17 protein-coding genes are annotated in these 24,521 nt (G+C 43.9%); 5 read left to right on the top strand and 12 right to left on the bottom strand.

What is annotated here, in order from left to right; all coding sequences use genetic code 11:
• Nucleotides 1-894 precede the first annotated feature (894 nt).
• The gene (locus QZ938_RS00405) at nt 895-1,248 is read left to right on the top strand and encodes a hypothetical protein (RefSeq protein ID WP_293346748.1); all 354 of its coding nucleotides are present in this window, start codon (nt 895-897) and stop codon (nt 1,246-1,248) included.
• 127 nt (nt 1,249-1,375) lie between these two features.
• Here the strand turns inward: QZ938_RS00405 and QZ938_RS00400 are convergent, their stop codons facing one another.
• Nucleotides 1,376-1,693: a hypothetical protein gene (locus QZ938_RS00400; RefSeq protein ID WP_293143748.1), complete on the bottom strand. Its 318-nt coding sequence runs from the start codon at nt 1,691-1,693 to the stop codon at nt 1,376-1,378.
• 254 nt (nt 1,694-1,947) lie between these two features.
• Between QZ938_RS00400 and QZ938_RS00395 the strand changes: the two genes are divergently transcribed.
• The gene (locus QZ938_RS00395; protein ID WP_293346751.1) at nt 1,948-2,646 is read left to right on the top strand and encodes a methyltransferase domain-containing protein; all 699 of its coding nucleotides are present in this window, start codon (nt 1,948-1,950) and stop codon (nt 2,644-2,646) included.
• A gap of 161 nt (nt 2,647-2,807) precedes the next feature.
• Here the strand turns inward: QZ938_RS00395 and QZ938_RS00390 are convergent, their stop codons facing one another.
• From QZ938_RS00390 to QZ938_RS00365, 6 genes are all read right to left on the bottom strand, one after another.
• A complete protein-coding gene (locus QZ938_RS00390) occupies nt 2,808-3,470 on the bottom strand; it encodes a methyltransferase (RefSeq protein ID WP_293346754.1) in 663 nt (220 codons plus the stop codon).
• A 121-nt stretch (nt 3,471-3,591) separates the two neighbouring features.
• The gene (locus QZ938_RS00385) at nt 3,592-5,832 is read right to left on the bottom strand and encodes a tetratricopeptide repeat protein (protein WP_293346757.1); all 2,241 of its coding nucleotides are present in this window, start codon (nt 5,830-5,832) and stop codon (nt 3,592-3,594) included.
• A gap of 323 nt (nt 5,833-6,155) precedes the next feature.
• Nucleotides 6,156-8,156: a tetratricopeptide repeat protein gene (locus QZ938_RS00380; RefSeq protein WP_293346760.1), complete on the bottom strand. Its 2,001-nt coding sequence runs from the start codon at nt 8,154-8,156 to the stop codon at nt 6,156-6,158.
• A gap of 85 nt (nt 8,157-8,241) precedes the next feature.
• Nucleotides 8,242-14,061 carry a tetratricopeptide repeat protein gene (locus tag QZ938_RS00375; protein WP_293363190.1) on the bottom strand — a complete coding sequence of 1,940 codons (5,820 nt, stop codon included), beginning with the start codon at nt 14,059-14,061 and terminating at the stop codon, nt 8,242-8,244.
• A 901-nt stretch (nt 14,062-14,962) separates the two neighbouring features.
• Nucleotides 14,963-16,012 (bottom strand): calcium-binding protein, encoded by a 1,050-nt coding sequence (locus QZ938_RS00370; RefSeq protein ID WP_293346765.1) that lies wholly within the window; start codon nt 16,010-16,012, stop codon nt 14,963-14,965.
• A 418-nt stretch (nt 16,013-16,430) separates the two neighbouring features.
• Nucleotides 16,431-17,213 (bottom strand): SDR family oxidoreductase, encoded by a 783-nt coding sequence (locus QZ938_RS00365; RefSeq protein WP_293143728.1) that lies wholly within the window; start codon nt 17,211-17,213, stop codon nt 16,431-16,433.
• A 92-nt stretch (nt 17,214-17,305) separates the two neighbouring features.
• Between QZ938_RS00365 and QZ938_RS00360 the strand changes: the two genes are divergently transcribed.
• A complete protein-coding gene (locus QZ938_RS00360; RefSeq protein ID WP_293346768.1) occupies nt 17,306-17,512 on the top strand; it encodes a hypothetical protein in 207 nt (68 codons plus the stop codon).
• Nucleotides 17,513-17,517: 5 nt separating this feature from the next.
• Here QZ938_RS00360 and QZ938_RS00355 read toward each other — a convergent pair whose 3' ends face one another.
• Nucleotides 17,518-18,444, bottom strand: coding sequence for a nuclear transport factor 2 family protein (locus tag QZ938_RS00355; RefSeq protein WP_293346771.1), 927 nt, complete (start codon nt 18,442-18,444; stop codon nt 17,518-17,520).
• A gap of 213 nt (nt 18,445-18,657) precedes the next feature.
• Here QZ938_RS00355 and murG point away from each other — a divergent pair, with 213 nt between their 5' ends.
• Both murG and QZ938_RS00345 read left to right on the top strand, forming a co-directional pair.
• A complete protein-coding gene (gene murG / locus QZ938_RS00350; protein ID WP_293346774.1) occupies nt 18,658-19,722 on the top strand; it encodes an undecaprenyldiphospho-muramoylpentapeptide beta-N-acetylglucosaminyltransferase in 1,065 nt (354 codons plus the stop codon).
• 180 nt (nt 19,723-19,902) lie between these two features.
• A complete protein-coding gene (locus QZ938_RS00345) occupies nt 19,903-20,505 on the top strand; it encodes a hypothetical protein (RefSeq protein ID WP_293143717.1) in 603 nt (200 codons plus the stop codon).
• 3 nt (nt 20,506-20,508) lie between these two features.
• Here QZ938_RS00345 and ureG read toward each other — a convergent pair whose 3' ends face one another.
• From ureG to QZ938_RS00325, 4 genes are all read right to left on the bottom strand, one after another.
• Nucleotides 20,509-21,111, bottom strand: a complete 603-nt coding sequence (gene ureG, locus QZ938_RS00340; RefSeq protein ID WP_293346777.1) for an urease accessory protein UreG — start codon at nt 21,109-21,111, stop codon at nt 20,509-20,511.
• A gap of 713 nt (nt 21,112-21,824) precedes the next feature.
• On the bottom strand, nt 21,825-22,538 hold the full coding sequence (locus QZ938_RS00335) for an urease accessory protein UreF (RefSeq protein WP_293346780.1): 714 nt from the start codon (nt 22,536-22,538) through the stop codon (nt 21,825-21,827).
• A gap of 157 nt (nt 22,539-22,695) precedes the next feature.
• Nucleotides 22,696-23,133 carry an urease accessory protein UreE gene (gene ureE, locus QZ938_RS00330; protein WP_293346785.1) on the bottom strand — a complete coding sequence of 146 codons (438 nt, stop codon included), beginning with the start codon at nt 23,131-23,133 and terminating at the stop codon, nt 22,696-22,698.
• Nucleotides 23,134-23,388: 255 nt separating this feature from the next.
• On the bottom strand, nt 23,389-23,880 hold the full coding sequence (locus tag QZ938_RS00325; RefSeq protein ID WP_293143707.1) for a DUF4168 domain-containing protein: 492 nt from the start codon (nt 23,878-23,880) through the stop codon (nt 23,389-23,391).
• Nucleotides 23,881-24,521 lie beyond the last annotated feature (641 nt).

Raw genomic sequence — 24,521 nt, 5'->3', positions numbered from 1 at the left:
GGGACACAACTGTCATAATTAATAAAGGTACGTAGTTGGGCTTCAGCCCTCTTTAGACATATAGATAAAGAGGGCTGAAGCCCAACTACGTACCTATTTCTATGATGACTATAAAACCACTGCGATCGCTCAAAAAAAAACTCCCGGGCCAAAATTGGTTGGGAGTTAATTAATCAGGGTGCATCTACTAATCTAATCTCCGGTAGCACCGCACCTCTTTCGGGATAGTTTCGGAAATTGTCAAAATTGATGGCTTGATATCGTTTCTGGTTGGATCGGAATTATTTAACCGCAGAGAGCGCAGAGGGCACAGAGAGAGAAGATGGACATGAATACAGGGCTATGCAATCGGATTTGCTCTGAGGTGCGATCGCTCAAAAAAAAACTCCCAGGCCAAAATTGGTTGGGAGTTAATTAATCAGGGTGCATCTACTAATTTAGTCTCCGGTAGCACCGTACCTCTTTCGGGATAGTTTCGGAAATTAGTCAAAATTGATGGCTTGATATCGTTTCCGGTTGGATCGGAATTATTTAACCGCAGAGAGCGCAGAGGGCACAGAGAGAGAAGATGGACATGAATACAGGGCTATGCAATCGGATTTGCTCTGAGGTGCGATCGCTCAAAAAAAAACTCCCAGGCCAAAATTGGTTGGGAGTTAATTAATCAGGGTGCATCTACTAATTTAGTCTCCGGTAGCACCGTACCTCTTTCGGGATAGTTTCGGAAATTAGTCAAAATTGATGGCTTGATATCGTTTCCGGTTGGATCGGAATTATTTAACCGCAGAGAGCGCAGAGGGCACAGAGAGAGAAGATGGACATGAATACAGGGCTATGCAATCGGATTTGCTCTGAGGTGCGATCGCTCAAAAAAAACTCCCAGGCCAAAATTGGTTGGGAGTTAATTATCAGGGTGCATCTACTAATCTAGTCTCCGGTAACACTACACCTTTTTCCGGAGAATTTGGAAAATTAGCGAGAATTTATGGCTGTACGTGCGATCGACAAAAAAAACCGGCCAAAATTGGTCGGGAGTTAATTAATCAGGGTGCATCTACTAATCCTGTTTCCTGGGAATTCATTAGCAATCCGGAGAGTTGCATCAAATTTTTCAACAGGGCGATCGCTTCAGGATACGCAAAATCTGAATTTCGCCGTCGGGAGGGGCAATCGTATTTCGGATGGAGCGATCGAGGCAACGTCAGCGCCACAATAGAGTTTGGGGCTGGGTATTACCAAGAAGAATAGGTTTAAAGCCTCCTCCTTCGAGGGGGAAATAAAACAAAATTATTCACTGTTTCAATCCTCGGACTTAAAAGTAGAGGTCGCTCTCAAACTGTCAACTGTCAACTGTCAACTGTCAACTGTCAACTGTTTAACGCCGTTTGTTTTGATTTGTCGGCGGTTTGACAGGCTCTTGTCTGTTTAAGTAGTATAAAAGTGCGATCGATCCCCCTATCAAGATACCTACTACTACCAAACCAACAGCTATAACTTTTGCTCCTCCAGAAAAAAACACGTAAATAAACCCCAGATAAGGAACCCCTAACAAAATAGCAGTAGCTATCGTTTTTAAAGAGGTTAATTTAATCTCTATGTCCAGATGCTTGTAAGGTTTTCCTTGAAATTTGTAGTGGGTTCTAGATGAACCTAAACGCTGTGGACGAGTTATCAATGGTTTGGGACTAGGCATACCGTACTATTGGGGATATGTTCGTTAATAGTTATTTGTTCTGAAGTTTCCTATTTAATCCGGATTGAATCAGGGAAGGATGTAGATTGGAAGTTTGCGGTATATAAAAAAAGGCAAATTGCACTGCCACATCTCGCATAACGCATCTATTCTCTTCCCAGAACCACATCTATTTTCCTGAAATCCTTACCAAAATTATGTATTAATTAATTATCTGTAGTTGCAATACATTTGATTTTGATTGGAAGAGAATTATGAGTAAGTTCGATATTACAAGTTTCGATTTTGCAGACTTTGGCTGTTCTAACGGTAGCTCAATTCAATTTGGAATCAACATACTCAAAGGGCGTAAGGGATTTGGCATCGATCTCGATCCGAAGAAGGTAGCATCAGCCAAAGCTGCTGGATATGATGCCATCAAAGGAGATTTTTGCAATCTCGATCTCCCTGATGGTTGCGTAGATTTTACAATTCTCAACCATACTTTGGAGCATTTACCTAAATTAGATTATGCCAAAGAAGCCATAAAAAATGCTATCCGAATTTCGAGAAAATTCGTTTTTATTAAAGGGCCTTTTTTTGATGCAGATGACTACTTAAAATCTTTAGGACTAAAATTTTATTGGTCTGACTGGACAGGTCATACTTTACATCTCCAAGCCCAACAGGTAAAGAACATTCTTGAAGAACTCAATGTTCCCAACTATGAAATTTATGGGAGAGTCTTGGTTAACTCTTCTCAAGATACAACTATTCACCCGTTATCGTCACTCAAAAACCAACAGCATTGGGAACAAGAAAAACATGAAGTAAAACCAATAGTGGAATTCAACCAACCAGTTTATCGAGAAGTTGTTGGCATTATTTGGTTATCTAATAATGTAAGTGTATCCGATGTTCGCAATCTTCCATACAAACATTTGATTTATCAAAAAGGTCTCACTTTTTCTTGAGCGACTGAGTAAAGGTACGTTGTTGCGCTTCAGCGCTCTTAGCTAATATCAGGAAAGAGCGCCCAAGCGCAACTACGTACCTAATTTGTCAAATGCTGTAAACTATCAACTGTCAACTGTCAACTGTCAACAGTCAACTGTCAACTGTCAAAAGATATAATTCAGACTTTTGACAAGATCCACATTCCATGACAATTTCCATCAGCGCCAGGGATACTGTTACGAATATCTGTTTTAGCTAGCTGAGTTAAATGTGGCAATAAAGCCCGGATTTCTTCATCAGACAAGAGTTCAAGTTTTTGGCGCAGTTTAATACCAGCATCGTTCCAGTAACACCCACGTAAAATTGTAATATCTGGGAAAATTTCCTTGATACTATCAGCATTGTAGCCGACGCGATAATGCTGGTGATTTTTCCAGACACTTTCTCTCATTTTTTGATTGAGGTTAGTTTCATGACTGGCAAATGGAACAAGTGCAAATACATACTTCCGTGATGCTGCACGCATATTAATCGCTGCTGTTTTGTCAGCCTCGATATGTTCTAGGACTTCAATCGAGGCTACTAGATCGTAGGATTCTGATGAGGGAGTCAAAGTATCATAAGTGTCAAATTTGACATTTTCAATAACCCATTCGGTGGCCATCCGAACCCCTAATCGCTTTTGAATATTGGCTTTAGTATCAATATCCGTGAGGTAAAACTCAATTGCAGGAAATTCTAGAGCGAGAGCTACCTCCGTTAATCCAGCCCCACAGCCAACGCTGAGAAAGGATTTAATTTCTCCTGCCGTTTTTAAGGCTTCGATTAATCCTTCACGCATCTGAAGATAGCGTAGGTAAGCCCATCGTTTTCGGGTCATTAGTTGGAGCTGAACTTTATTGAGATATCGCCTTTGAAGAACAGGGTCTAACATAATACTTACTTAAAACTCCTAAAAACATCTATGAAGCAATTTGAAGTAGTTCATTGCAGAAAAGATTGTAAATGCTAAAAGCAGCACGTTTTGGTGAATATCTGGCCGCTGTTTCAATCGCATTTAACTTGAGTTGCAATAAGACATTTCGATCGGCTTGAATGAGCTTACCAATACCCTTGACACAATCCTCAATCGATGTGGTGTCAACGACTACGGAGTTAAAATCAGGGATTGCAAATTCATCTGTTCCTCCTTTATCGGGGACAACTGGAATGCAGCCAGAAGCCATTGCTTCTATAGCTGTACGGCCAAAAGCCTGGAAATCAGAAAGATCTAGAAATATATCTGAGTTTCGCAGCAGGGCCGCCACTTCGGAGCGACTCAGATGAGGGAAAATCGTAGTGTTTTCTGGAATCGGTATTCCAGCAGATTCAATCAGACTCCGGTCAGAGCCAAAGATAGTAAAATGTACTTGATTTGGAAACAACTCTGATAAAATTTTTGCCACGGCTAATGTACGACGGGGAGCGCGTCTGGCTGTGGTGAATCTTACCATCATAGAAATCTCTATACGAGAGTTTTCACTCTTGAGATCGGGGGAGTAAACTTGATGGTCGATGCTGGCTTCTACTTTGTGGACTTTAACAGCATGATTGCGATTAACAATCTCGCACAACCACTGAGTTTTAGCAAACTGGACTGCATGGGGAATCAGTCCATAGGATTGTCGCGCTTCTTCCCACTCGGGAGTATCTATGTAAGAAAATAATGGTTCGTAATCTTGTATGTAGTAAGCTGGCAATATCTGGGGATTTTCTCTAACTAATGCTTCCAGGATTTTTACTGAGCTGTAAGTAGTAGCACAGACTACGGAGAAATCTTGAGCTAATTTTTTGAACTCAGTTAAAGTTTGATAAGAAGCTGCAATTTCACCAATTTCGGGAATTTCTTTGTAACCTTTTAAAAAGTCAGTAAAGTTAGACTGATTGACGGCTATTTTGATAGGAATCCCAGAGCGATAAAGTGCTAAGGATTCTTGCACTACTGAATGAGCGCCTCCTCCACCGCCTTTGACGGGGAGAATAAACAAAATTTTGGGAAATTCACGATCGAAATTTAACTTGACAGCACCTCGCTCGTAGGAAACTGTTTTGGCTTGTGGATCGGGCTGACCGTTTTGGGCTAAGGCTTGCTTTAATTTGTAATAGGCTGGCGAAAAGTTTGGGTCAAGCTCGAATGCTTGACTGTAACAGCTAATTGCCTCTTCCCACTGCTGTTTTTGGCCCAGAAGTTCTCCTAAATTGTAGTAAAATTTAGCAGAAGAATCGGGTTTTAGTTCAATAGCTTTACGGTAGCTGGCGATCGCCTCATCGATCTGTCCCAGTTGTTGCAAAGCTTCGCCCAAACGATAGCAAGCAGTGGGGAGGTTGGGTTTGAGTTCGATCGCCTGACGGTAAGAGGCGATCGCTTCTGACCACTGCTTCATTTGACCCAGAGCATTTCCTAGGTTGTGGTAAGCTTTAGAAAACTTCGGTTGCAGCTTGATAGCTTGACGGTAACAAGGGATAGCCTCGGAATGTCTTGCTTGTTGCTGCAAAAGCTCTCCTAGGCTGAATTGCAACTCAGGAATATTTGGGTTAAGTTCGATCGCCTGACGGTAAGATGCGATCGCTTCAGTCCACTGCTTGAGTTGGCTCAGAGCATTTCCTAAGCTATGGTAAGCTTTGAAAAACTTCGGTTGCAGCTCTATAGCTTGACGGTAACAGGCGATCGCTTCCTGATATTTCCCTTGTTGCCGCCAAAATTCCCCTAAACTGTGGTGAAAGTCAGGGTTATTTGGGTTGAGTTCAATAGCTTGACGGTAAGCAGCAATCGCTTCTTCCATTTCTCCAAGTTGTTGCAAAGCTTCCCCTAAACGGTAGTAAGCTGTGGGGAGGTTGGGTTTGAGTTCGATCGCCTGACGGTAAGAGGCGATCGCCGACTCCCATTGCTTCTGTTGGCTTAGGGCATTTCCTAGGTTGTGGTAAGCCTTAGAAAACTTCGGTTGCAGCTCAATTGCTTGACGGTAACTGGCGATCGCTTCAGAATGTCGCCCCAGCCGTTGCAAAACCTCCCCTAAACTGCGGTGAAACTCAGAGTTATTTGGGTTGGCTTGAATAGCTTGAGCGTAAATTGCGATCGCTTCTTCTAATTTCCCTTCCCGTTCAAGTTTTTGACCAGTTTGGAAATGATTTTCTGCCTTTTCTAGCTCGACTTTTTCTGACATATAAAACCCTGTTTACAGTTGACAGTTGACAGTTGACAGTTGACAGTTGACAATTTTCTAGTAACCTGTAGCGAAAATCATTTGCTTTGAGTCGGATTTGATATGATACTAAATCCTGGTTAGCTACCTCCTTTGCGATCTCATATCAAATTCTCTCTTCATCTCAATCATTCATCTCTCTATTCTCTTCCTCTGTGCTCTCTGTGTTCTCTGCGGTTAAATAATTCCGATACAGCCGGAAACAATATCAAAGACCTAGGATGCGTCGCTACCAATAATTCTCGCCATCAACCAGGCTGTCGGCGAGCGACGCACCCTACAATTTATAACGGGGATGAACCCGGATTTAATATGATATGTTCGCGGAGCTTGAGGCGCAAACGATCGAGAGTTTGATTGTTTTTGATTTCCTCAGTCAAAGCTTTGACATTAATATCGGGATGCTTCTGTTTAAACGCTGTAGAACCTTGTTTAGAAAGCTCTTGACGGCGTTCGTGTCCAAAACTCTTAGACTTAGAGTGATAGACATAGGCATGGTCAGCGATCGCTAGTTTAAACCCAGCTTTCCTAGCTCGAATTGAAAAATCATTTTCTTCCCCATAACCGTAGGGAAAACTCTCTTCATCCAGCCACCCAATTGCCTCAAGCACTGCTCTCTTAATCATGTAGCAAAAGCCATTAACAAAATTCACACTTGGAAATGCCTTTTCCGAAACATTCTCTACCAATTGACTAAAAGTTTCCAGTGAAAATCCATCAGGAACGCTGTTAATCATCCAGCCCCCCTTATTGTCAAATATTTCGGGAATCGATTGCCAAGATGCACAATTTGACAGAGGCCCGACTATGCCAATATCTTTTCGTGAATTAGCACAGTCAACTAATTTTTCTATCCAGCCAGGTGTGACAATTGTGTCGCTATTCAACAAAATTATATAGTCACCCGTACTGGCTCGCATACCGATATTAGCTGCTTTGGTATAACCGCGGGCTGTCTCATTTCTCAAAACAATTGCTGGCGAAACATCTTTGACCCACGCCTGAATAAAATCTCTAGTTTCTGGTTGAGAACCATCATCTACGATGAGCAAGCGATAGTCAACCTTGGTGTGTCGGACAATAGAGGTTAAACACTCTTTCACATCCTCTAAAGCATTATGAACGCAGACAACAATATCAACTTGATATCGTAGAGATTTTGCGATCGGCGAGAATTGAACTGGCAACAGCATTTTTGAGGAGTTGACATAATTTGCCCTCTGCTTGCTATAAAAGTCGATCGTCTCGGCTTGCGACTCTATTGCCACATCCTCAAATCCATCCTTGATATTTATCAAGGCTTTCGATAACTGCAAAGAAAGTTCAAAGTCACCAGGCTTGAACTGTAGCCCCATCTGATAAAATACGATCGCTCCATCTCTATTGTTCTGTCTTGCGAGAGCATTACCCAAACCTAAATAGAGTTGCGGATCTTTTGGATTAACTTCCAAAGCCTTGTGATAGACTTTGATATTATCTGGATTTTCCTCAATAGCTTGACTGTAACAACTAATAGCTTCTTTGACTGACAGCGGACTGTGATTTTTCAGCGCATCGGCTAACTTTTCTTGCACGCAAGGCAAATCCGATTTTAACTCAATGGCACTACGATAAGTCGCGATCGCCTCTTCCCACCTCTCCAACTGCACTAAAGCATCCGCCAAGTTATAGTGAGACCAATGGAAGCCTGGATTTAGCGCGATCGCACTTTTATACGCCTCAACCGCCTCTTCCCACATCTCCTGCTTAATCAGCACATCCCCTAAATTATTGTGCGACCAAGAAAAATCGGGGTTAAAGGCGATCGCCCGACGATACGCAGCAACAGCCTCATCCAATCTTCCTTGTCCTTGCAAAACATCCCCCAAATTGTGGTGGACTTCCCACAGAGAAGGCTGAATTTCGATCGCTTTTTGATAAATTATGACAGCTTCATCTAACTCGCTCTTTTTAACAAGAGCGTCTCCCAAACTCTGGTAAATTTCCGCTGAATCAGATGTCAAATCTAAGGCTTGACGGTAGGACGAAATAGCCTTATCCCACTCTCCTTTTTTGGCAAAAACTTTTCCTAAACTGTAGTGAGGTTTAGCATGGCTAAAGCTAGCATTGACTATGCTATAGGAATCGCGCACTTTCTTCCTATCTTGTTCGTCACCTTCTAAGTAGATTCTTTTTAAAGCCAAAGATTGCGGATTCAACAAATTGTCAATTGGTTGGCGCGCGAGGAATGACTCGGAATTGTTATTAAGAGGGAATTCTATGATATTATTGGTTTCGCTGTTCATATCCTATACCTGCTAAAAATTGATACAGTCAAATCCTTGTGATTTATTATTCTATTTCCTGAATCAGTATCCGGAAAATATAGAACTAATTATTTGCCAGTTCTATGGCGCGGTTGTAAGCGTGGATCGCTCCATCAATTTCGCCTTTTTCTTGCAAAGCATCACCTAACTTTTGGTGAAGTTCCCAGATATCAGGTTTCAATTCAATGGTTTTTTCATAACACCCGATCGCCTCATCCAACTGACCGCGACTATCTAAAACTTCCCCCAAACTTTGATATGCTTGAGCAAAGTGGGGATTTAATTGGATCGCCGTGCGATAACAGGCGATCGCGTCTTCCCGCCGATCGAGACTAGCCCAAACTTTCCCCAAACTGTAATGAGAACCCTCATAATATGGGTTCAGTTCGATCGCTTGCTGGTAAGCTGCGATCGCATTTTCCCACTCACCCCGAACGCTCAATACTTCTCCTAAATTGTGATAAGCATCGGCATAACTCGGCTGCAACTGAATTGCCCGCCGGTAACAGGAAATTGCCTTCTCCAACTCACCGAACTGTAGCAAAGTATTGCCCAGAGTAAAGTGTTCCTCAGCAGTTGCCCAATTGATATCTAAAGTGAGAGCTTCATACCAGTATTCTGCCCCTACTTGTGGAAAGCCAGACTGCACAAAAACTTGAGCTAAATTCCGGTAAGCCACTACGAGATCTGGTTTAATTTCAATTGCTTTTTTATAACAAACAATTGACTTTTGCCATAGCTTTTGACGAGCGTAGATGCTGCCTAGATTCGCATGAATTTCCGCAAAATTGGGGTCAATTTCCAAGGCTTCAGTATACCAATACCTAGCAGCATCAACTTTTCCCATTGCTTGAGTAGCATTCCCCGCAATCTTGTAAGCAATTGCCGCCTCGGGTGTGATTTCAATGGCTCGCTTGCACTCATTTATCGCGTCATCAAATTTACCCTGGGCGTAATAATATTCTGCCTGTTTGATGTATGCTTCTGCACTGAGAGAATTGGCAACTGTCACAGGTTTGCCAGAGTCGATCGCCTTTGCAGACAATCTGAGAGTTTCCCCAGACTTTGCAGGATTATTTATCTCTACCGAAGAAACAATGGTATCCCCAGTTTCCGCAACAGTTTGGCGACTGTTTTGATGGGCGCTTACCCCTGTCGCAGCGGGAACAGAATCCACTGCTTTACTAGATACTGAATAGTTGCCGTTAAGTGCCACCGCTTTTTGCAAGCAGACAGCAGCTTCATCCAACCTGCCTTCTTTTGTCAGCGCTTTCGCCAGATTTTGGTAAACACCATTCAAGTTCGGATTTAACTCGATCGCGCGCTGGTAACAGGCGATCGCCTGAGTAATTTTGTCTTGGCGAAACAAAATATTTCCCAGTTTAAAGTGGTGATGGGGCGATACCTTTTCAGGTTCCAGAGAAAACGCTTCGTACCAGCACTCATTCGCCTCTTCCAGCTTGCCATCCTGCGTCCACACCCGAGCCAAATTGCGGTAAGCTGCTGCTAAATTTGGCTGGAGGGCGATCGCCTTTTGGTAACAAGCAATTGCCTGCTGTCGCTGTTGTTTCATGGCATACAAACTGCCGAGATTTACGTAGGCTTGTACGTCACTAGAGTTAATTTTGATAACTGTTTGATAGCACTCTATCGCCTCTGCTAAATTCCCCTGCTGTTGCGAAACACTGCCCCAAAGTTTGTAAGCAGCCACCCCATCGGGTTGAAGTTCAATAGCTTGCTGGCACTCAGCAATAGCCAAATCGAATTGTTTTTGGGCGAAATACGATTCTGCCCGCTGAATGCAGTTATCCGCCGTATCCTGTTTCCGAAAATCTGTCGCAAAACCGCTGTCAACAACTGTCACCTGCGGTGAAAAATCGGCCGAGTTGAGAACAGCGGGTGCAGAATTTGCCGGATTGGCGATCGTATTTAACAGTTGCGGTACAGCAGGAATTGTTTGCTGTTGCTGCAACTGTACGCGAGGTTGTTCAGGAGAACTTGTCGAATCTAGTTGCAATAAATTAGCTGGAATATTTGCCTGCAAAGTAGATGTTTGGGGATTCTGATGTAACTCAGCTTTTGGGTTGCCACCCACCACTACTGTATTCAACAAATCCCCAGAAATATTAGGCTGATTTTCATTATTTTTTCGATAGTTAGCAACTTCTTCCTGCAACTTTCTTTGAGCTTTGAGAGCATTGCCTAACTGTTGGTAAGCCTGGTTAAAATTGGGGTTGAGCTCGATCGCGTGACAGTAACAGCGTATCGCCTGCGTTACCTGATTCTGCCTCAAAAAGTTATCGCCCAACTGGATGTGTTCTTCAGGCGTGGCTTTGGCAGGTTCCAGAGAATACGCTTTAAACCAGCACCCGTCAGCCTCCGATAGCTGACCCATTTGCGCCCACACCCGAGCTAAATTTCGGTAAGTTGAGGCTAAATTCGGCTGAAGGGCGATCGCCTTTTGGTAAAATGCGATCGCCGATTGCCACTGCTGTTCCTGAGCATAAATCGTCCCCAAATTAGTATAAGCTTCAGCAAAATCAGGATCGAGTTCAATAGCCTTAGCGTAGCAGTTTTTCGCTTCCTCTACCTTACCTTGAGCTTGCCTAGCATTACCCCAAATCTTATAAACCCTCGCATCGGGTTTAACTTGGATAACTCGCTGGCAAGCTGTCGCCGCCTGCTCAAATTTCCTGAGAGCATAAAACGATTCTGCACCTTGAATGTAGACTTCAATATCGTCAGGATTGAAAGCTAAAACACCTGGGATGTCATTCTGATTGGTTAGTGTATTTGTCATCGGTAGGGATGTTGACTTTTGGTGACAATTTAAAGCCATTTCCCAATTTTTTTCTGCGGCATACAGAGCGGCAAGGTCAGAATAAACTTCCGCAAAATCGGGCTGAAATTCCAGAGATTTTGTGTACCAATGCTTTGCCTTAGCTGAATTTCCTTGTGCTTCACTAATTTTGCCCAAAGTCTTGTAAGCTGGCGCAAAATTAGGTTGGTGTTTCAGGGCTTGCTCGCAAGCAGCTATAGCATCAGCTAACTTGCCTTGTGTTAAATAAAACTCTGCCCGCTTTTGGAAATAATCGCCTGATTCTTGGTTCATGATTTTGATGGTTCTTTTAGGGTTTTCTCGCGATATTAAATTTAGTGGTTTTTTTGAGGGAATGACATTAACATTGCCCAGCATTATTTTGAGATCCTTCAAATTCACCAAAATATCTTCAGTTAATGGATTTTGATACATTAACTGTCGGATTGGATAGCACTCAAAGTTCTCTCCTGTTACGTAATAATGTTCGAGATTTAGCTGCTGACCGATCGCCCAATAGTAATGCCTGATATAATTCGGAGAGGTCAGCTCAATTACCTTTGTTCCGGGAGAACAGAAGATAATATTTGTTAAACCGCTGCCGTGCGGCGCGACAATTACTTTGGCACCAGCAAATAAAGCTATCTGCTCGTTCAAAGTCATAGATTCTAGTAGCACTGGAACAAAGCCAAATCCGCTTAAAAAATCGATGACTTGTTCTTCATTGATAACTCGTCGGTAGCTACATTTGTTGCGGCTGATATAAATGCGTTCTGGGTGCAGGGCTATTTCATTCTCAGGACGATCGCGATTTTGTAGGGGTAGTGGATGGTGCGTGCCTACCCCCTTTACCAACCATCGAATGGGTATTTGGGACTCGGAGGGCGGGCCCGCACCATCCACCGCCCCTACAAGAGAATGAAACAGCCCTGGTTCTGGGTGAGTATTTTTGCTCTGCTTAGCGGAACTTTCTGGGAGTTTAGAAGATTGTTCTCTTGAAAAAACTCGCCTCAAAAACTCCAGCCCCTGGGTTGACAGCCAGCCCAAATATCCTGAAAAAGAGGGAACAATTAAATGTTTGGCTTGAATGTAAGGATGGCGATCGCTCTCAATAATTTTATATTCAGGAATTCCCAATGCTTTCAGGGTTTCTCGCTGAAAAGGCTGCTGGCAGCTATTCACCAAAAACCAATCTATCTCCTCCAGATTTATCCCCCAACGATGCAGAATTTCGATGCGGGGCAAGATATCTACCATCCAGTGAAAATAGACATTTCCCGAAAGTCCGGCCAATACCGCCACCGTACCGTCTATCTTTTCTAAAGGTGGCAATTCTTCGGGTTTTAACTTCAAAAACCTGTGCTGAGTAGAATGTTGATTTTCGCATCCGGGTAACTCGCCCGGATATTCGCGGGAAAGTTCGGGTAACAGCCGATCGCCTGAATCGACAATTGCAATAGCATTGCAAATCATCCAAGAATTTTTCTGCGGTACAATCCAAGCCCGCCCGTTGGAGAGCGAAGTCACAAAGGTTTCCGGCGACTCAAAAGCTGTTTTTGCCTGGCCGTCGCAAGAATATACGCCATCACCTAAATGCACGGGTTCAAACTGTTTGAAAATCCGCCTCAGACACCGCTGACAATCTAAACCATGACATTCGGATTTCTGTTGATTTTTATTGACGGTGGAGGGATTTTTTATGATTTCAAAGTCAGAGTTATACCTATTATCTAAAATTGTGCAACACTCTTTGACCCCCCCTAGCCCCCCCTTGCTAAGGGGGGGGACAAGAATACTGTTATTTCGTGAAACATTGGTATTAGAGTTAAGCTCAGATTCAGGTTCAGATTCAGATTCCGACAGGGGTTGAAACCCCTGTCTCATAGCTGAAGTCCTCTGAAGAGGACTAAAACATGACTCTTTAGTCCACTTTAGTGGACTTTCGCTATTAGCCTGGGGTTTGAACCCCAGGCGGGCTGAGGGAGAATGAATTAAGTTTTGCTGTTGTTTCAATACAGCCTGCAACGCCTCGCAAATATCCGATCGATCGCCCGCAATTGCCAGCACTAGACGGTAAATTACAATCGCTGCCGAAAATCGTTGCTGCTGACTCAAGCAATCAGCCAGTCGCAAGTAAATATCCGCATTCTGAGGTTGAATTTGTAAAGCTTTTTGGTAATATTGTTCTGCTTGTTCGTGCCCGCCGTACTCAGCCAAGGCATTTCCCAGATGAAAGTAAGTATCTGCTAAATTGAGGAGCAATGATGAAAAATTCAGCGGATTTTGAGCAAGACTAGAAATTGCAGAATTAGAGCCGTTTTTTTCTTGAAGTTGCCTGAGAAATCGGACACAGGCTATTTGAGATCGATCGAGTTCATTGAGATCTGCTACGGAAGTCAACCGCATCTCTACGTGGTGACAAAAACCCTCAACAAACTCGCTTTGGAGGGCGATCGCATTTTGAAAACATAGCATTGCCTCAGCTAATTTGCCTTGTGCGATCAGGGAAATAGCCCGATCGCCCCAAGCCGCCACTCGATCGGGATTTTGGCTGATTACCCGATCGAAACATTCTCCGGCAAAAGTATGCAGCCCCAACTGTTGGAAAGCTTTCCCCAAATGGTAACGGGCGATAGCTAACTCTGGCTGCAACTCGATCGCGCGGCGGTAACGGGCGATCGCTTCCTGAGGCTTCCGCATTTCCAACAGCACAATACCTAAATTATGGTACAGAGCAGCATCATCGGGCGCAACAGCTATTCCCGCTTGAAAAACTGCCATTGCTTCATCAAATTTGCCTTCCTGCGCCAGAATGCAGCCCCAATTGCTGTAGGCTTTGACAGCCCAAGGTAAAACTGAGCGATCGCAGCTTTGTTTCCAGCAGGATATCGCTTGCCGGTAACTATCAATCGCTGCTGCTATTTTTCCTTGCTGTTGGAAAGCAGTGCCAGTCTTGTAGAGACTTCTGACATCTAAATTGGCATTTTGTGCGATCGCTTCGGTGGCGATCGCAGTTAAATTACTTATTTTAAAATGTAAATTGTGGCCGCTAGTCATAACTGACATCACACTGATTAGAACTTACCAGAAAAAATTGGTTTAAAGCCGGAACCCCGATCGGGAGAAATTAAAAGAAGACTATTCATTACTCCAATCCTCGGACTTCCAGGTAGAGGTCGCTGTCAACTGTCAACTGTCAACTGTCAACTGAATGAAGCACGGCTCGTCTTACTATTTTCGATTTTGAATTTTCGATTGGGGAGCGTTAATTGATATGGGTTTGGATACTCCCTAACCTACAGTTGTATGATTTTGAGACAATGGTATCTGAAACCAGGTATTTTCACTCAACTACTTCGTTGCCTACCTCGAATCAGTAAAGTATTCAGTTTTTTGGTAGCAGTACGTAACTTCTGACCGATCTGACTAACAGTAACAAGGCTTGTGGTAAATCAGAATTTACCCTCTATTTTTTAGGCGATACACCGCACCTTCTCTATATATAATCCACATAAAAAAGATTGGCAAGAGTTAGTGCTATATATAATGAATTTTCTTGTTTTTCATCAGCTCAAAAAAATCATAGCAAAAAATAAATACTTGCTTTCCCACAGGAGCGTCAGAGTTGAATCAAAAATTTTAGACTCTTGTTCTCGCTACCAGATTTATATGTTCAAGTATTTTAAAATCTCATAAAATCTCAAGTCTCAAGTCTCAAGTCTCAAGTCTAATAAAATCTATAATCTAAAATCTAAGTAATTATCACAAAGAAGTATTGACCAATCAATCCCCCAATCTAAAATTTCAAATTTCAAATCTATAGCGATTATAGAAAAAGTGAGGTATGCCCTATGCCCTATGCCCTATGCCCTATGCCCTATGCCCTATGCCCTATCCGCATGAGTATCTAATCTTTGTGATAAAAGCTATATGTGAATGGTAGATATACCCTACATGGGGTTGAAACTTAGATAATTTCAAAGTTGTTTGACCCAAGATTCAGGTTAGAACCGACTTGGGCAACAATCGAAACTTGTCCGTTTTGATTGCGGTAGTACAGCAAACCGTCAGCCGGGTTGTAGATGACATTAGCCGCGCCCGGTGTCCCAGGAGTGTTGGGATTGAAATTGGGGTCTGTAATAAATTGGTTGCCAACTAGATTGCCCGGTATCAAAGCATTAAATACAGATCGATCGAGTTGAATTTTATCTTCTGTAGGATTAAAATCTGTCAGCGTATCCATATTATCGGCACCGACAAACTCGAAGCGGAATGTATCTGCTCCTGCACCACCTGTGAGGGTGTCATTTCCTGCGTTCCCAGAAATAATATCGTTTCCTTGGCCGCCTTCTACAATGTCATTGCCTTTACCACCGAACACAATATCGTTTCCTTTGCCACCTGTTACGGTGTCATTTCCTAGGTTGCCGTTGATCAAGTCATCTCCACGGCCGCCAAAGACAATATCGTCGCCTTTACCGCCGAACAAAATATCGTTTCCTTCGCCGCCAAAGACAATATCGTTGCCGTCACCGCCGTTGACTGTGTCGTTGCCTTCACCGCCGACAAGGTAGTCATTGCCGTCACCACCGAAAATGTTGTCATTGCCGAGGTCGCCAAACAGGAAGTCATCGCCACTGCCACCGTCTATGAAATCATCACCTTTACCTCCAAAAACAGTATCATTGCCTTCTCCACTGCGGATGGTATCGGCTCCTTGATTGCCAAAAAGAACGTCTTCGCCAGCACCGCCCTCGATTAAATCATCGCCTTTACCAGCGAAGACAGTATCATTGCCGTCGCCACCTCTTACGGTGTCATTGCCATCAAGAGCAAATATGAGGTCATTGCCACCTAGAGCTGCTACTTCATCGTTACCAGAACCTAGAATGATTTGATCCGAACCGGCACTGCCGTTAATCCTGTTTGGTATATCGGGCGAGCCTTGAATAATTAAACCGCCAATAGCGTTCGGTTGAACGCTTAGGGGTTGAGTTGGATTTGTTATTTGGGACATAGCCAGTGATCTCGCATAGGGGGGATATCTATCGGGAGTCTTCATATCTCTTGTGAATTTTACTGGCTAAAATCCTAATTTCCGGAATAGTTTTATCTGCAATTACTCAAAAAAAAATCAATGATTTTTTTGATTTTTTTGTAGGTAGAACTACTGATAAATAACCTGGAACCATTTAACTCTTCATACGTCTTATAGCGGTTCTCAGAAAGATTCGCGGACGTTGTTGGGCTTGGGCCCTCTTAGTTTAACGGTTATACAAGCTGTCAGTCATACCTCATCTTTTTGAGAAAGGCTATATTATATATTTAATTATATTAAAAAGTCTCAATATTTTGGGGATTCCTATCTATGTGAAAATACTGATGGATGCGGAAAATATTTAACTATTCATAGGTCTTTTATTCAGACATCAAAACTATTTTCTGTGAACGAGAGTTGCACTAGCTTGGTCTGTCGGAACTAGCAAGACTTCGCTAATATTGACGTGGGGCGATCGCGTCGCGCAGAAATATACGACATCCGCTACATCCTCAGCAGTCAAGGGTGTCAGTCCTTGATAGACATTTTTTGCCTTGTCTGAATCGCCGTGAAAGCGGACATTGCTAAATTCTGTTTCCACCAAACCAGGCTCTACTTCCGTCACCCGCACTGGTGTTCCCAAAAGGTCTTGTTTCAATCCTTCAGAAATCGCTCTCACCGCTGCTTTGGAAGCGCAATAAACATTACCTTTCGGGTAAGCTTGACGGCCTGCTATTGAGCCGATGTTGACTACGTGGCCGCGGCCTCGGCTAACCATTCCCGGCACGATGTAGCGAGTCACGTACAGCAAGCCTTTCACATTGGTATCAATCATTTCTTCCCAATCTTGAAAGTTGCCTTCGTGCAGTTTGTCTAAACCGCGGCTCAATCCCGCATTGTTAATCAGAATATCGATGTTTTTCCAGCCGTCGGGCAGTGCTGCGATCGCCGATTCGACTTGCGGGCGATCGCGCACGTCCAATTCTAGCAAGTGAATCTCGTTCGCTGAGGCGACTAATTTTGTGTCTGCAAGTTCGTTGGCAAGGCGATCGAGCTTTTCCCGGCGGCGGGCTGCTAAAATTAGTTTGGCTCCACCTGTAGCGAATATTTTGGCACAGGCTGCTCCGATACCGCTACTGGCACCGGTAATGAAAACAATTTGATTTTGGATAGAAATCATTTTTTTATCAGTTGACAGTTGACTGTTAGCAGTTGACAGTTGTCAGTTGTTATATCATGTCCGCTCAATTACCATAACAATGAAGGTTCGTAGTGCGGACTTTAGTCCGCATTATGCGGACTGAAGTCCGCACTACGAACCCATTTTATTGCGGTCAATCGACCGGACATAATATTATTGGTTATTTGCGATCGATAAGCTTCGAGGTTCTGATTCCAATGCCCGATGCCCGATGCCCGATGCCCGATGCCCGATGCCCGATGCCCGATGCCCAATTCCCAATTCCCCATAACACCTAATTTTATTATTTAACAACCCGCAATCGCACGCTAACCATGGCAATTCCGCCTTGTCGCATCAAAACTGCTGAAATCCAGCGATTTTCAGGAGTAGCCGGAGCTTTACCTACTTTAAAAATACCGCCAGAATTCAGCAAATCCAGATCGACTTCTGCGGATTTGAAAAAAGTTTTTTCGTTAACGGGCTCCTCCACAATAGTTCCGATTAAAATGTCATTGCCGATCGGCTCTAGAACAATGGCATCAAAATTGTACTCTTGGCCCACCTTGACTTGCTCCGGCACATTTACTTGAAGTTTTGGAGGATTTTTACCAGAAGTAATCTGATTTTGTTCTGCTAAAATTTCTTGCTTAACTATTTTTTCACCCTCAAAGCGCTGCTGAGAACGGATGGTAGCTTTGAGGTTTAATTCTCTGCCATCCTGTTTTTGGGTGCCGGCAATTGTAGTTACGGTATCAGCGATAATTGCGTTACCTTCGGTTTTCCAAGACTTGAGTTCGGTGCGATAATTCAAATTCGGATATCGCTGCCAGAGTTGGGTGAGGGCTTTTTCCATGCTTTGGCTGTTTAAGCCGTCAGAATGAGTGAAATTCTGGCTGTAAAATGCCATGACTGCTTTGACATCGCGCCGGTTGGCTGCGGCGTCTATTTCTGTTAGCAGTTTGGTGAGTGGGGCTGGGGCATTGGCTGGGGTTTGGCCGATCGCCCCGGGAGTCCCCGCCACCATCGTCGTTGCTCTTGCTACAATTGGATGCAGCACGCCACCACTGACAACTGCTAAACATAACAAAAGTCGAGCGATCGACTGGCCGCCGTTAAAGCCAAACACGATCGCGCGTTGGCGCAGCCCTCGAAGAGGATCGGCTGTTTCGTCCCGACGGCTGGCAAAATACTGAGATACACTTGGCACTAAATTCAAAAAATTACGCATTAGATGATACTTTGGTTATTTGTCAGGGGTCGCGGCGCGGGCAACTGTTCGCCTGCAACGAAAAACTGACAACGGAAGGAGGGATACGGCACAATCTCATTTTAGATTGCTGATTGAAAATTAGCTGAAACTGCCGGAATAATAAGCATAATAATCTAAAACCTCTAATCTAAAATCGATCGACCTGTGGAACTTGTAAAAGAAACAAATACCTTGACAAAACCCCCCCTGCGGTTGTTGGTTGCAGCTAGCGGCACGGGAGGACATCTATTTCCGGCGATCGCCACCGCCGCGGAATTGCACGACTGTCAGATCGAATGGCTGGGAGTGCCAGACCGCATGGAGACGCAATTAGTTCCCTCCCTTTACCCCCTCCACACGATCGCCGTTGAAGGCTTTCAGCAGCGATTTGGACTCGGTACAATGCGAATTTTGGGCGGACTCCTCGGCTCGATCCTTCAGGTACGGAAGTTGCTCAAAGCGGGAAATTTTCAGGGAGTATTTACTACTGGAGGTTACATCGCAGCACCGGCTATTTTGGCGGCTCGCTCTTTGGGTTTGCCGGTGATTCTCCACGAATCTAATGCAATTCCTGGGAAGGTGACGCGGTGGTTTAGTCCTTTTTGCACTGCTGTGGCGATCGGATTTGAAGCAGCGGCAAAGCATTTACCCCGCGCGAAAACGGTGGTTGCGGGTACGCCAGTGCGATCGCAATTCCTAACTCGCGAACCTCTAAAGTTACCAATTCCTGACAGCGTACCTGTAATTTTAGTAATGGGTGGCTCCCAAGGAGCTGTCGCCGTCAATAAATTAGTACGCGAATGTGCTCCGGCTTGGTTTGAGGCGGGTGCGTGGGTAGTTCACCTCACCGGAAATAATGACCCGGATGCTGAAAGCTTGAAGCACGAACAGTATCTGTCAATGCCATTTTATGATAATGTAGCGGGTTTGTTGCAGCGAGCAAATATAGCAATTAGTCGATCGGGCGCCAGCGCTCTAACAGAATTAGCAGTAACAGGAATACCTTCTATTTTAATTCCTTTCCCCCACGCCGCCGACGACCACCAAAGATTTAATGCCGAAGTATTTGCCGCAGCCGGCGCCGCCTTCGTATTCCGTCAAAGCGAACTGACAGCAGAGGTATTGCAAAGCAAAGTCTTATATTTGTTAAAAGATTCCGAATATTTGGCAAAAATGTCTCAAGCTGCTCTTCAATTAGCGGTGAGTGACAGTACAGAACGTTTGGCAAATTTGGTACGGGAATTGTTGGTGCGGTAGGGAGTGTTAGCGATCGGTTATTATATATATAATAATGCAAAATTTTGTAGGGGCGGGTTCACCAGTATTCTCGACCTCAAAGCCAACAAATTCATAAACCCGCCCCCGCCCATACCAGCACAAACCGATCGAACACGATATAAATAGGCGATCGAGAATTTGTAACCAGGAGAAAGTCAAATGTCATACAGTGACTTTAATTTAGACAAAGTATTGAAAACCTTTGACTTAGCTTATACTGAAATAGTTGAAATCTTCACTCCTGCACCGGAATTAGAGTACAGCAGATTACTCACAGAAACTTTGCAAGAAAATCTGCCAGTAGCTCTCGGTAGCAATACAGAAAAATCGCGTTCGGAATTGATTATTGCGCCGATTTTAATGGAAGTGAGAAAACTTTTGCACCATCGCGTGAGCTTATTTTCTGGCATTGATTTTACTGTAGATGCTGAAAGAGGGCTGAATGGGAATTGTGATTTTCTGATAAGTCGATCGCCAGAATTGTTAATTGTCAAAGCCCCAGTCATTGCTATTGTAGAGGCTAAAAAGGAAAACATTAATTCTGGATTGGGACAGTGCATAGCTGAAATGCTAGCAGCTAAAATCTTCAACGAGCGCGAAGGTAATGAGATTACCACAATTTATGGTGCTGTCACTACAGGAGATAGATGGAAATTCTTAAAACTCGAAGGACAAGCCGTTTTTGTTGAGACAACCGAAACTTGGCTTACCAATTTGGGTAAAATTTTGGGGATTTTAGCATTGGGAATGGACGGCACTTAATCCTTAATTCTCACCAATATTCAGCTTCACAAAATCAACCACCGACGCTAAGCCATCCTGAGTTTTCAAATTAGTAAACACAAAAGGTTTGTTCCCGCGCATCTTTTTAGCATCCCGTTCCATCACGCCCAAATCTGCTCCCACAAAAGGCGCGAGATCTGTTTTATTAATTACTAATAAATCCGATTTAGTAATTCCCGGGCCGCCCTTGCGCGGAATTTTGTCCCCCGCAGCCACATCAATCACGTAAATTGTCAAATCCACCAACTCCGGGCTAAAAGTGGCAGCCAAATTGTCGCCGCCGCTTTCGACAAAGACTAAATCTAAATCAGTGAATTTGTGTTCTAACTCTTCTATAGCTACCAAATTGATCGAAGCATCTTCGCGGATAGCAGTGTGGGGACAGCCTCCAGTTTCTACTCCCAAAATGCGATCGCTCTCCAAAGCTTGACTCCGAACCAAAAACTGTGCATCCTCCTGCGTATAGATATCATTAGTCACCACAGCAATCTGGTACTGTTGGCGCAGCGCTTTGCACAAAGCATCAAGCAAAGCAGTTTTTCCCGAACCAACCGGGCCAGCAATTCCTACACGAAAAGCACTCATAGCAATTTTAGATTTTAGATTTTAGCAATTTTGAACGGCTTTTTAGGTACGTTGTTGCGCTTTAGCGCTCTTTCATCGTATATAAGAGAAGAGCGCTCAAGCGCAACTACGTACCTTGTTGCCATGAAATTGCTCTTTCATCATATATAAGAGAAGAGCGCTCAAGCGCAACTACGTACCTTGTTAGCATGAAATTGCTCTTTCATCATATATAAGAGAAGAGCGCTCAAGCGCAACTACATACCTTGTTAGCATGAAATTGCTCTTTCATCATATATAAGAGAAGAGCGCTCAAGCGCAACTACGTACCTTGTTGCCATGAAATTGCTCTTTCATCGTATATAAGAGAAGAGCGCTCAAGCGCAACTACATACCTTGTTGCCATGAAATTGCTCTTTCATCGTATATAAGAGAAGAGCGCTCAAGCGCAACTACGCACCTTGTTGCCATGAAATTGCTCTTTCATCGTATATAAGAGAAGAGCGCTCAAGCGCAACTACGTACCTTGTTGCCATGAAATTGCTCTTTCATCGTATATAAGAGAAGAGCGCTCAAGCGCAACTACGTACCTTGTTGCCATGAAATTGCTCTTTCATCGTATATAAGAGAAGAGCGCTCAAGCGCAACTACGTACCTTGTTGCCATGAAATTGCTCTTTCATCATATATAAGAGAAGAGCGCTCAAGCGCAACTACGTACCTTTCAAAGAAATTTCAACTGCGAAACAAGCGAGTGTATTGAGTTTCGTGCGCCATACTAGCTAGCGCCAATCCCCAACTGCAACTACCAAGGTCATCATCTTCTAATTGTAAAACTTCTCGTGCCGTCAAACTAATTTGAGACTGTAAATCTAACAGTAACTGTTGGCCCGCAGTTTGACCGAGAGGAATCAGTTTCACGCCTGCACTCGCCAAATTTGCAGCCCAACTGTACAAATATCCTACCACGGCTGCTTCCTCTTCAATCTGCCAGCAAGCCGCCGCTATCCCAAAGCCGATCGCAAAATTGCACTGATTGCCGCCAACTTCCACCAAATCTTTTATAATTGTTGTCAATCCAGAAGGTACGGGCGATTCCCTGCGGGATAGCTTCGCTTCACGCAAATCCAGCAACAACCGCGTCAAAGTCCGCCCCATCTGCCAACTTTGCAAGCGCAACTCTTCAGTTTCCTTAGCAGCAGTCGCCCAAGCATTCCAATAACTCAAAGCCCTCAAATCCCCAATCTTCGCCGCCCTCAAAGCCCGTACCGCCACAGCAGCTTCTACTCGCACCGCCCCAAATTCCAGCGAATTGTCCAACCACTTCCTCAAACTGCTCTCGCTGTCGATCGCACCAGCTTCTACCAGACTCTCGATTCCCTCAGAATAACTATAAGCTCCCACAGGTGCAAAAGCTAACTGCAACAAACATAATAATTGATTGTTCACTGTTATTTGTTATTTGTTATTTGTTATTTGTTATTTGTTATTTGTTATTTGTTATTTGTTATTTGTTATTTGCTGGTTGAAATGCCCAATGCCCAATGCCCAATGCCCTGTTTGCCCAATGCCCCATTCCCCATTCCCCATTCCCCATTTCCCATTCCTAATGACTGTGGGCGTAAGCGCCGATTTCCGGCTGAAATGGCACAATTTCCTCTATTACTTCCAAACCCATTTTTTCCAGCATTCCCTGCAAAACAGAATCAGGAGAAAGCCTTAAATAATTATCAGCAACTTCTAAAGCTACGTGGCGGTTTCCCAAATGATAAGCCGCCCGCATCAGCAGCAGTCCAGTCGAGGCCCGTGCTATCAGTACCGGTTCGGGTTTTGCACTTACCAGTACCAAACAGCTACCGTCTTCCGACTGCAATAAATCTCGATCGCGCAACACCGTACCTCTAGGCAAAGCCAAGTGTAGCACTTCTCCAGCCTCCGTCTCGAATCGGTGGCGGCTGCGAGTGCGATCGTCCGCTGTCATCGGCAAACTAAAGCTGACAACAGCATCGGGATTTGCAGGCAAACGTTTTGTGAAAGTTAGCATTTCTCTATTCTATTCCTCAAAGGAATTGACTTCGTATCTAGTTTTTGAGGAATATTGTTTTTCTTTTTAATTGCGATCGCAAGTAGTCGCCCAAAATATCTCTTTCTAAACCGCTCCCGTTCTTGCATACCAAATATCGGTTATTTTGTCAAGCACTTCTTTACAGACGATCGCCATTTTCTCAAAAATTATTGCGTACCGTCCAGCAACTCGAACAATAGAACGGGAGAGGAAGAAAGACTCAAACCATCTATTTTATTGATTTCCCGCTTGTTGCAACCGCAGCAATTCGGCTTGAATTCGTTGTTTGACTGCCGGATCGCGTTGCTGGAGCAAAGTGAGCTGGTTGAAGCGACTAACTGTCAAACCATTGCTTTCGACAACTTTTTTAGCTTGTTGGCAGTAATTTACCGCAATGCCACGAACATTTCCAGACAGCCTGTTCACTTCCTGAGTTTCGTTGCAGACTATTCTGGGAACCGAGCCACCAGCCATTCCTTTAATTTCCTTCATAGCTTCCTCCCGTCTGGGTTCTATTCCCAAGACAGAGCGAGCGTAGCTAGTAATTTCGGCGTTGCTAATTTCTTGAGCTTGGGCGGCCGCTCCGAAAACAAGGCTTGGAGATTGTGCGTACAAGTCAGGGGCCCATCCGCTAGCCAAAGCTGCTGCGGAAATGATGCCTGCGAACAGCGATTGCCGCAGCATCCGGTTTAGGCGAAATTTAGAGGTGTTGAGTGAGGTGTTCATGGTCGTCGGTGATTGCTTGCGTGTAGATAAAAATGACACAGCGCACATAGGCTCATTCTTTGAGAATAATGTAGTGGCTAAAAAGTTCCTGCCCTTGAGTGACAATTTTTAATTCCAGCACTCTTGATTTGCTAGTTGCTAGGGCGATTGATGCTCGGGATAGCTACGCTTCACGACTTTTTAGCAATTTCCATCCTTTGACCCATTGTAACATCTTTAATAAGTTAACCGAACACAAAATTCACACGGTATTTTTCATTACAGAGCGTTCCCCAATTGCCTCTACCAAATAATGCTCGCCACTCAAATCTTAAATAATTCTAAAAGTCCTTGACAAACTCCTCACATTAATTACTCAAATTCAGGTGCGATCGCCTGCAAGTCATACAATTTTAGATTTTCCATTTTTCGATTTGAGATTGGGGAATTGGGAATGACTTGTCAAATAAGGGTTTTGGTTGAAACTGGTATCAAATTTAGGAGCAATCGCACTCATCAATTTCCTCAAACATGGGACTAACGCCAAGAAACTAAAGAAACCGGGTTTTTTCGCTATCTTAAGGATTTGAACCAAATATTTGGGTTGAAAACGCGGTTTCTGGCCAAGCGAGTGCGATCGCCAACTCAATCAATTATGTAAT

This window comes from Microcoleus sp. CAWBG27, assembly GCF_020883145.1.
GTDB lineage: Bacteria > Cyanobacteriota > Cyanobacteriia > Cyanobacteriales > Microcoleaceae > Microcoleus.
This window is presented reverse-complemented; position numbering and strand designations above follow the sequence as displayed.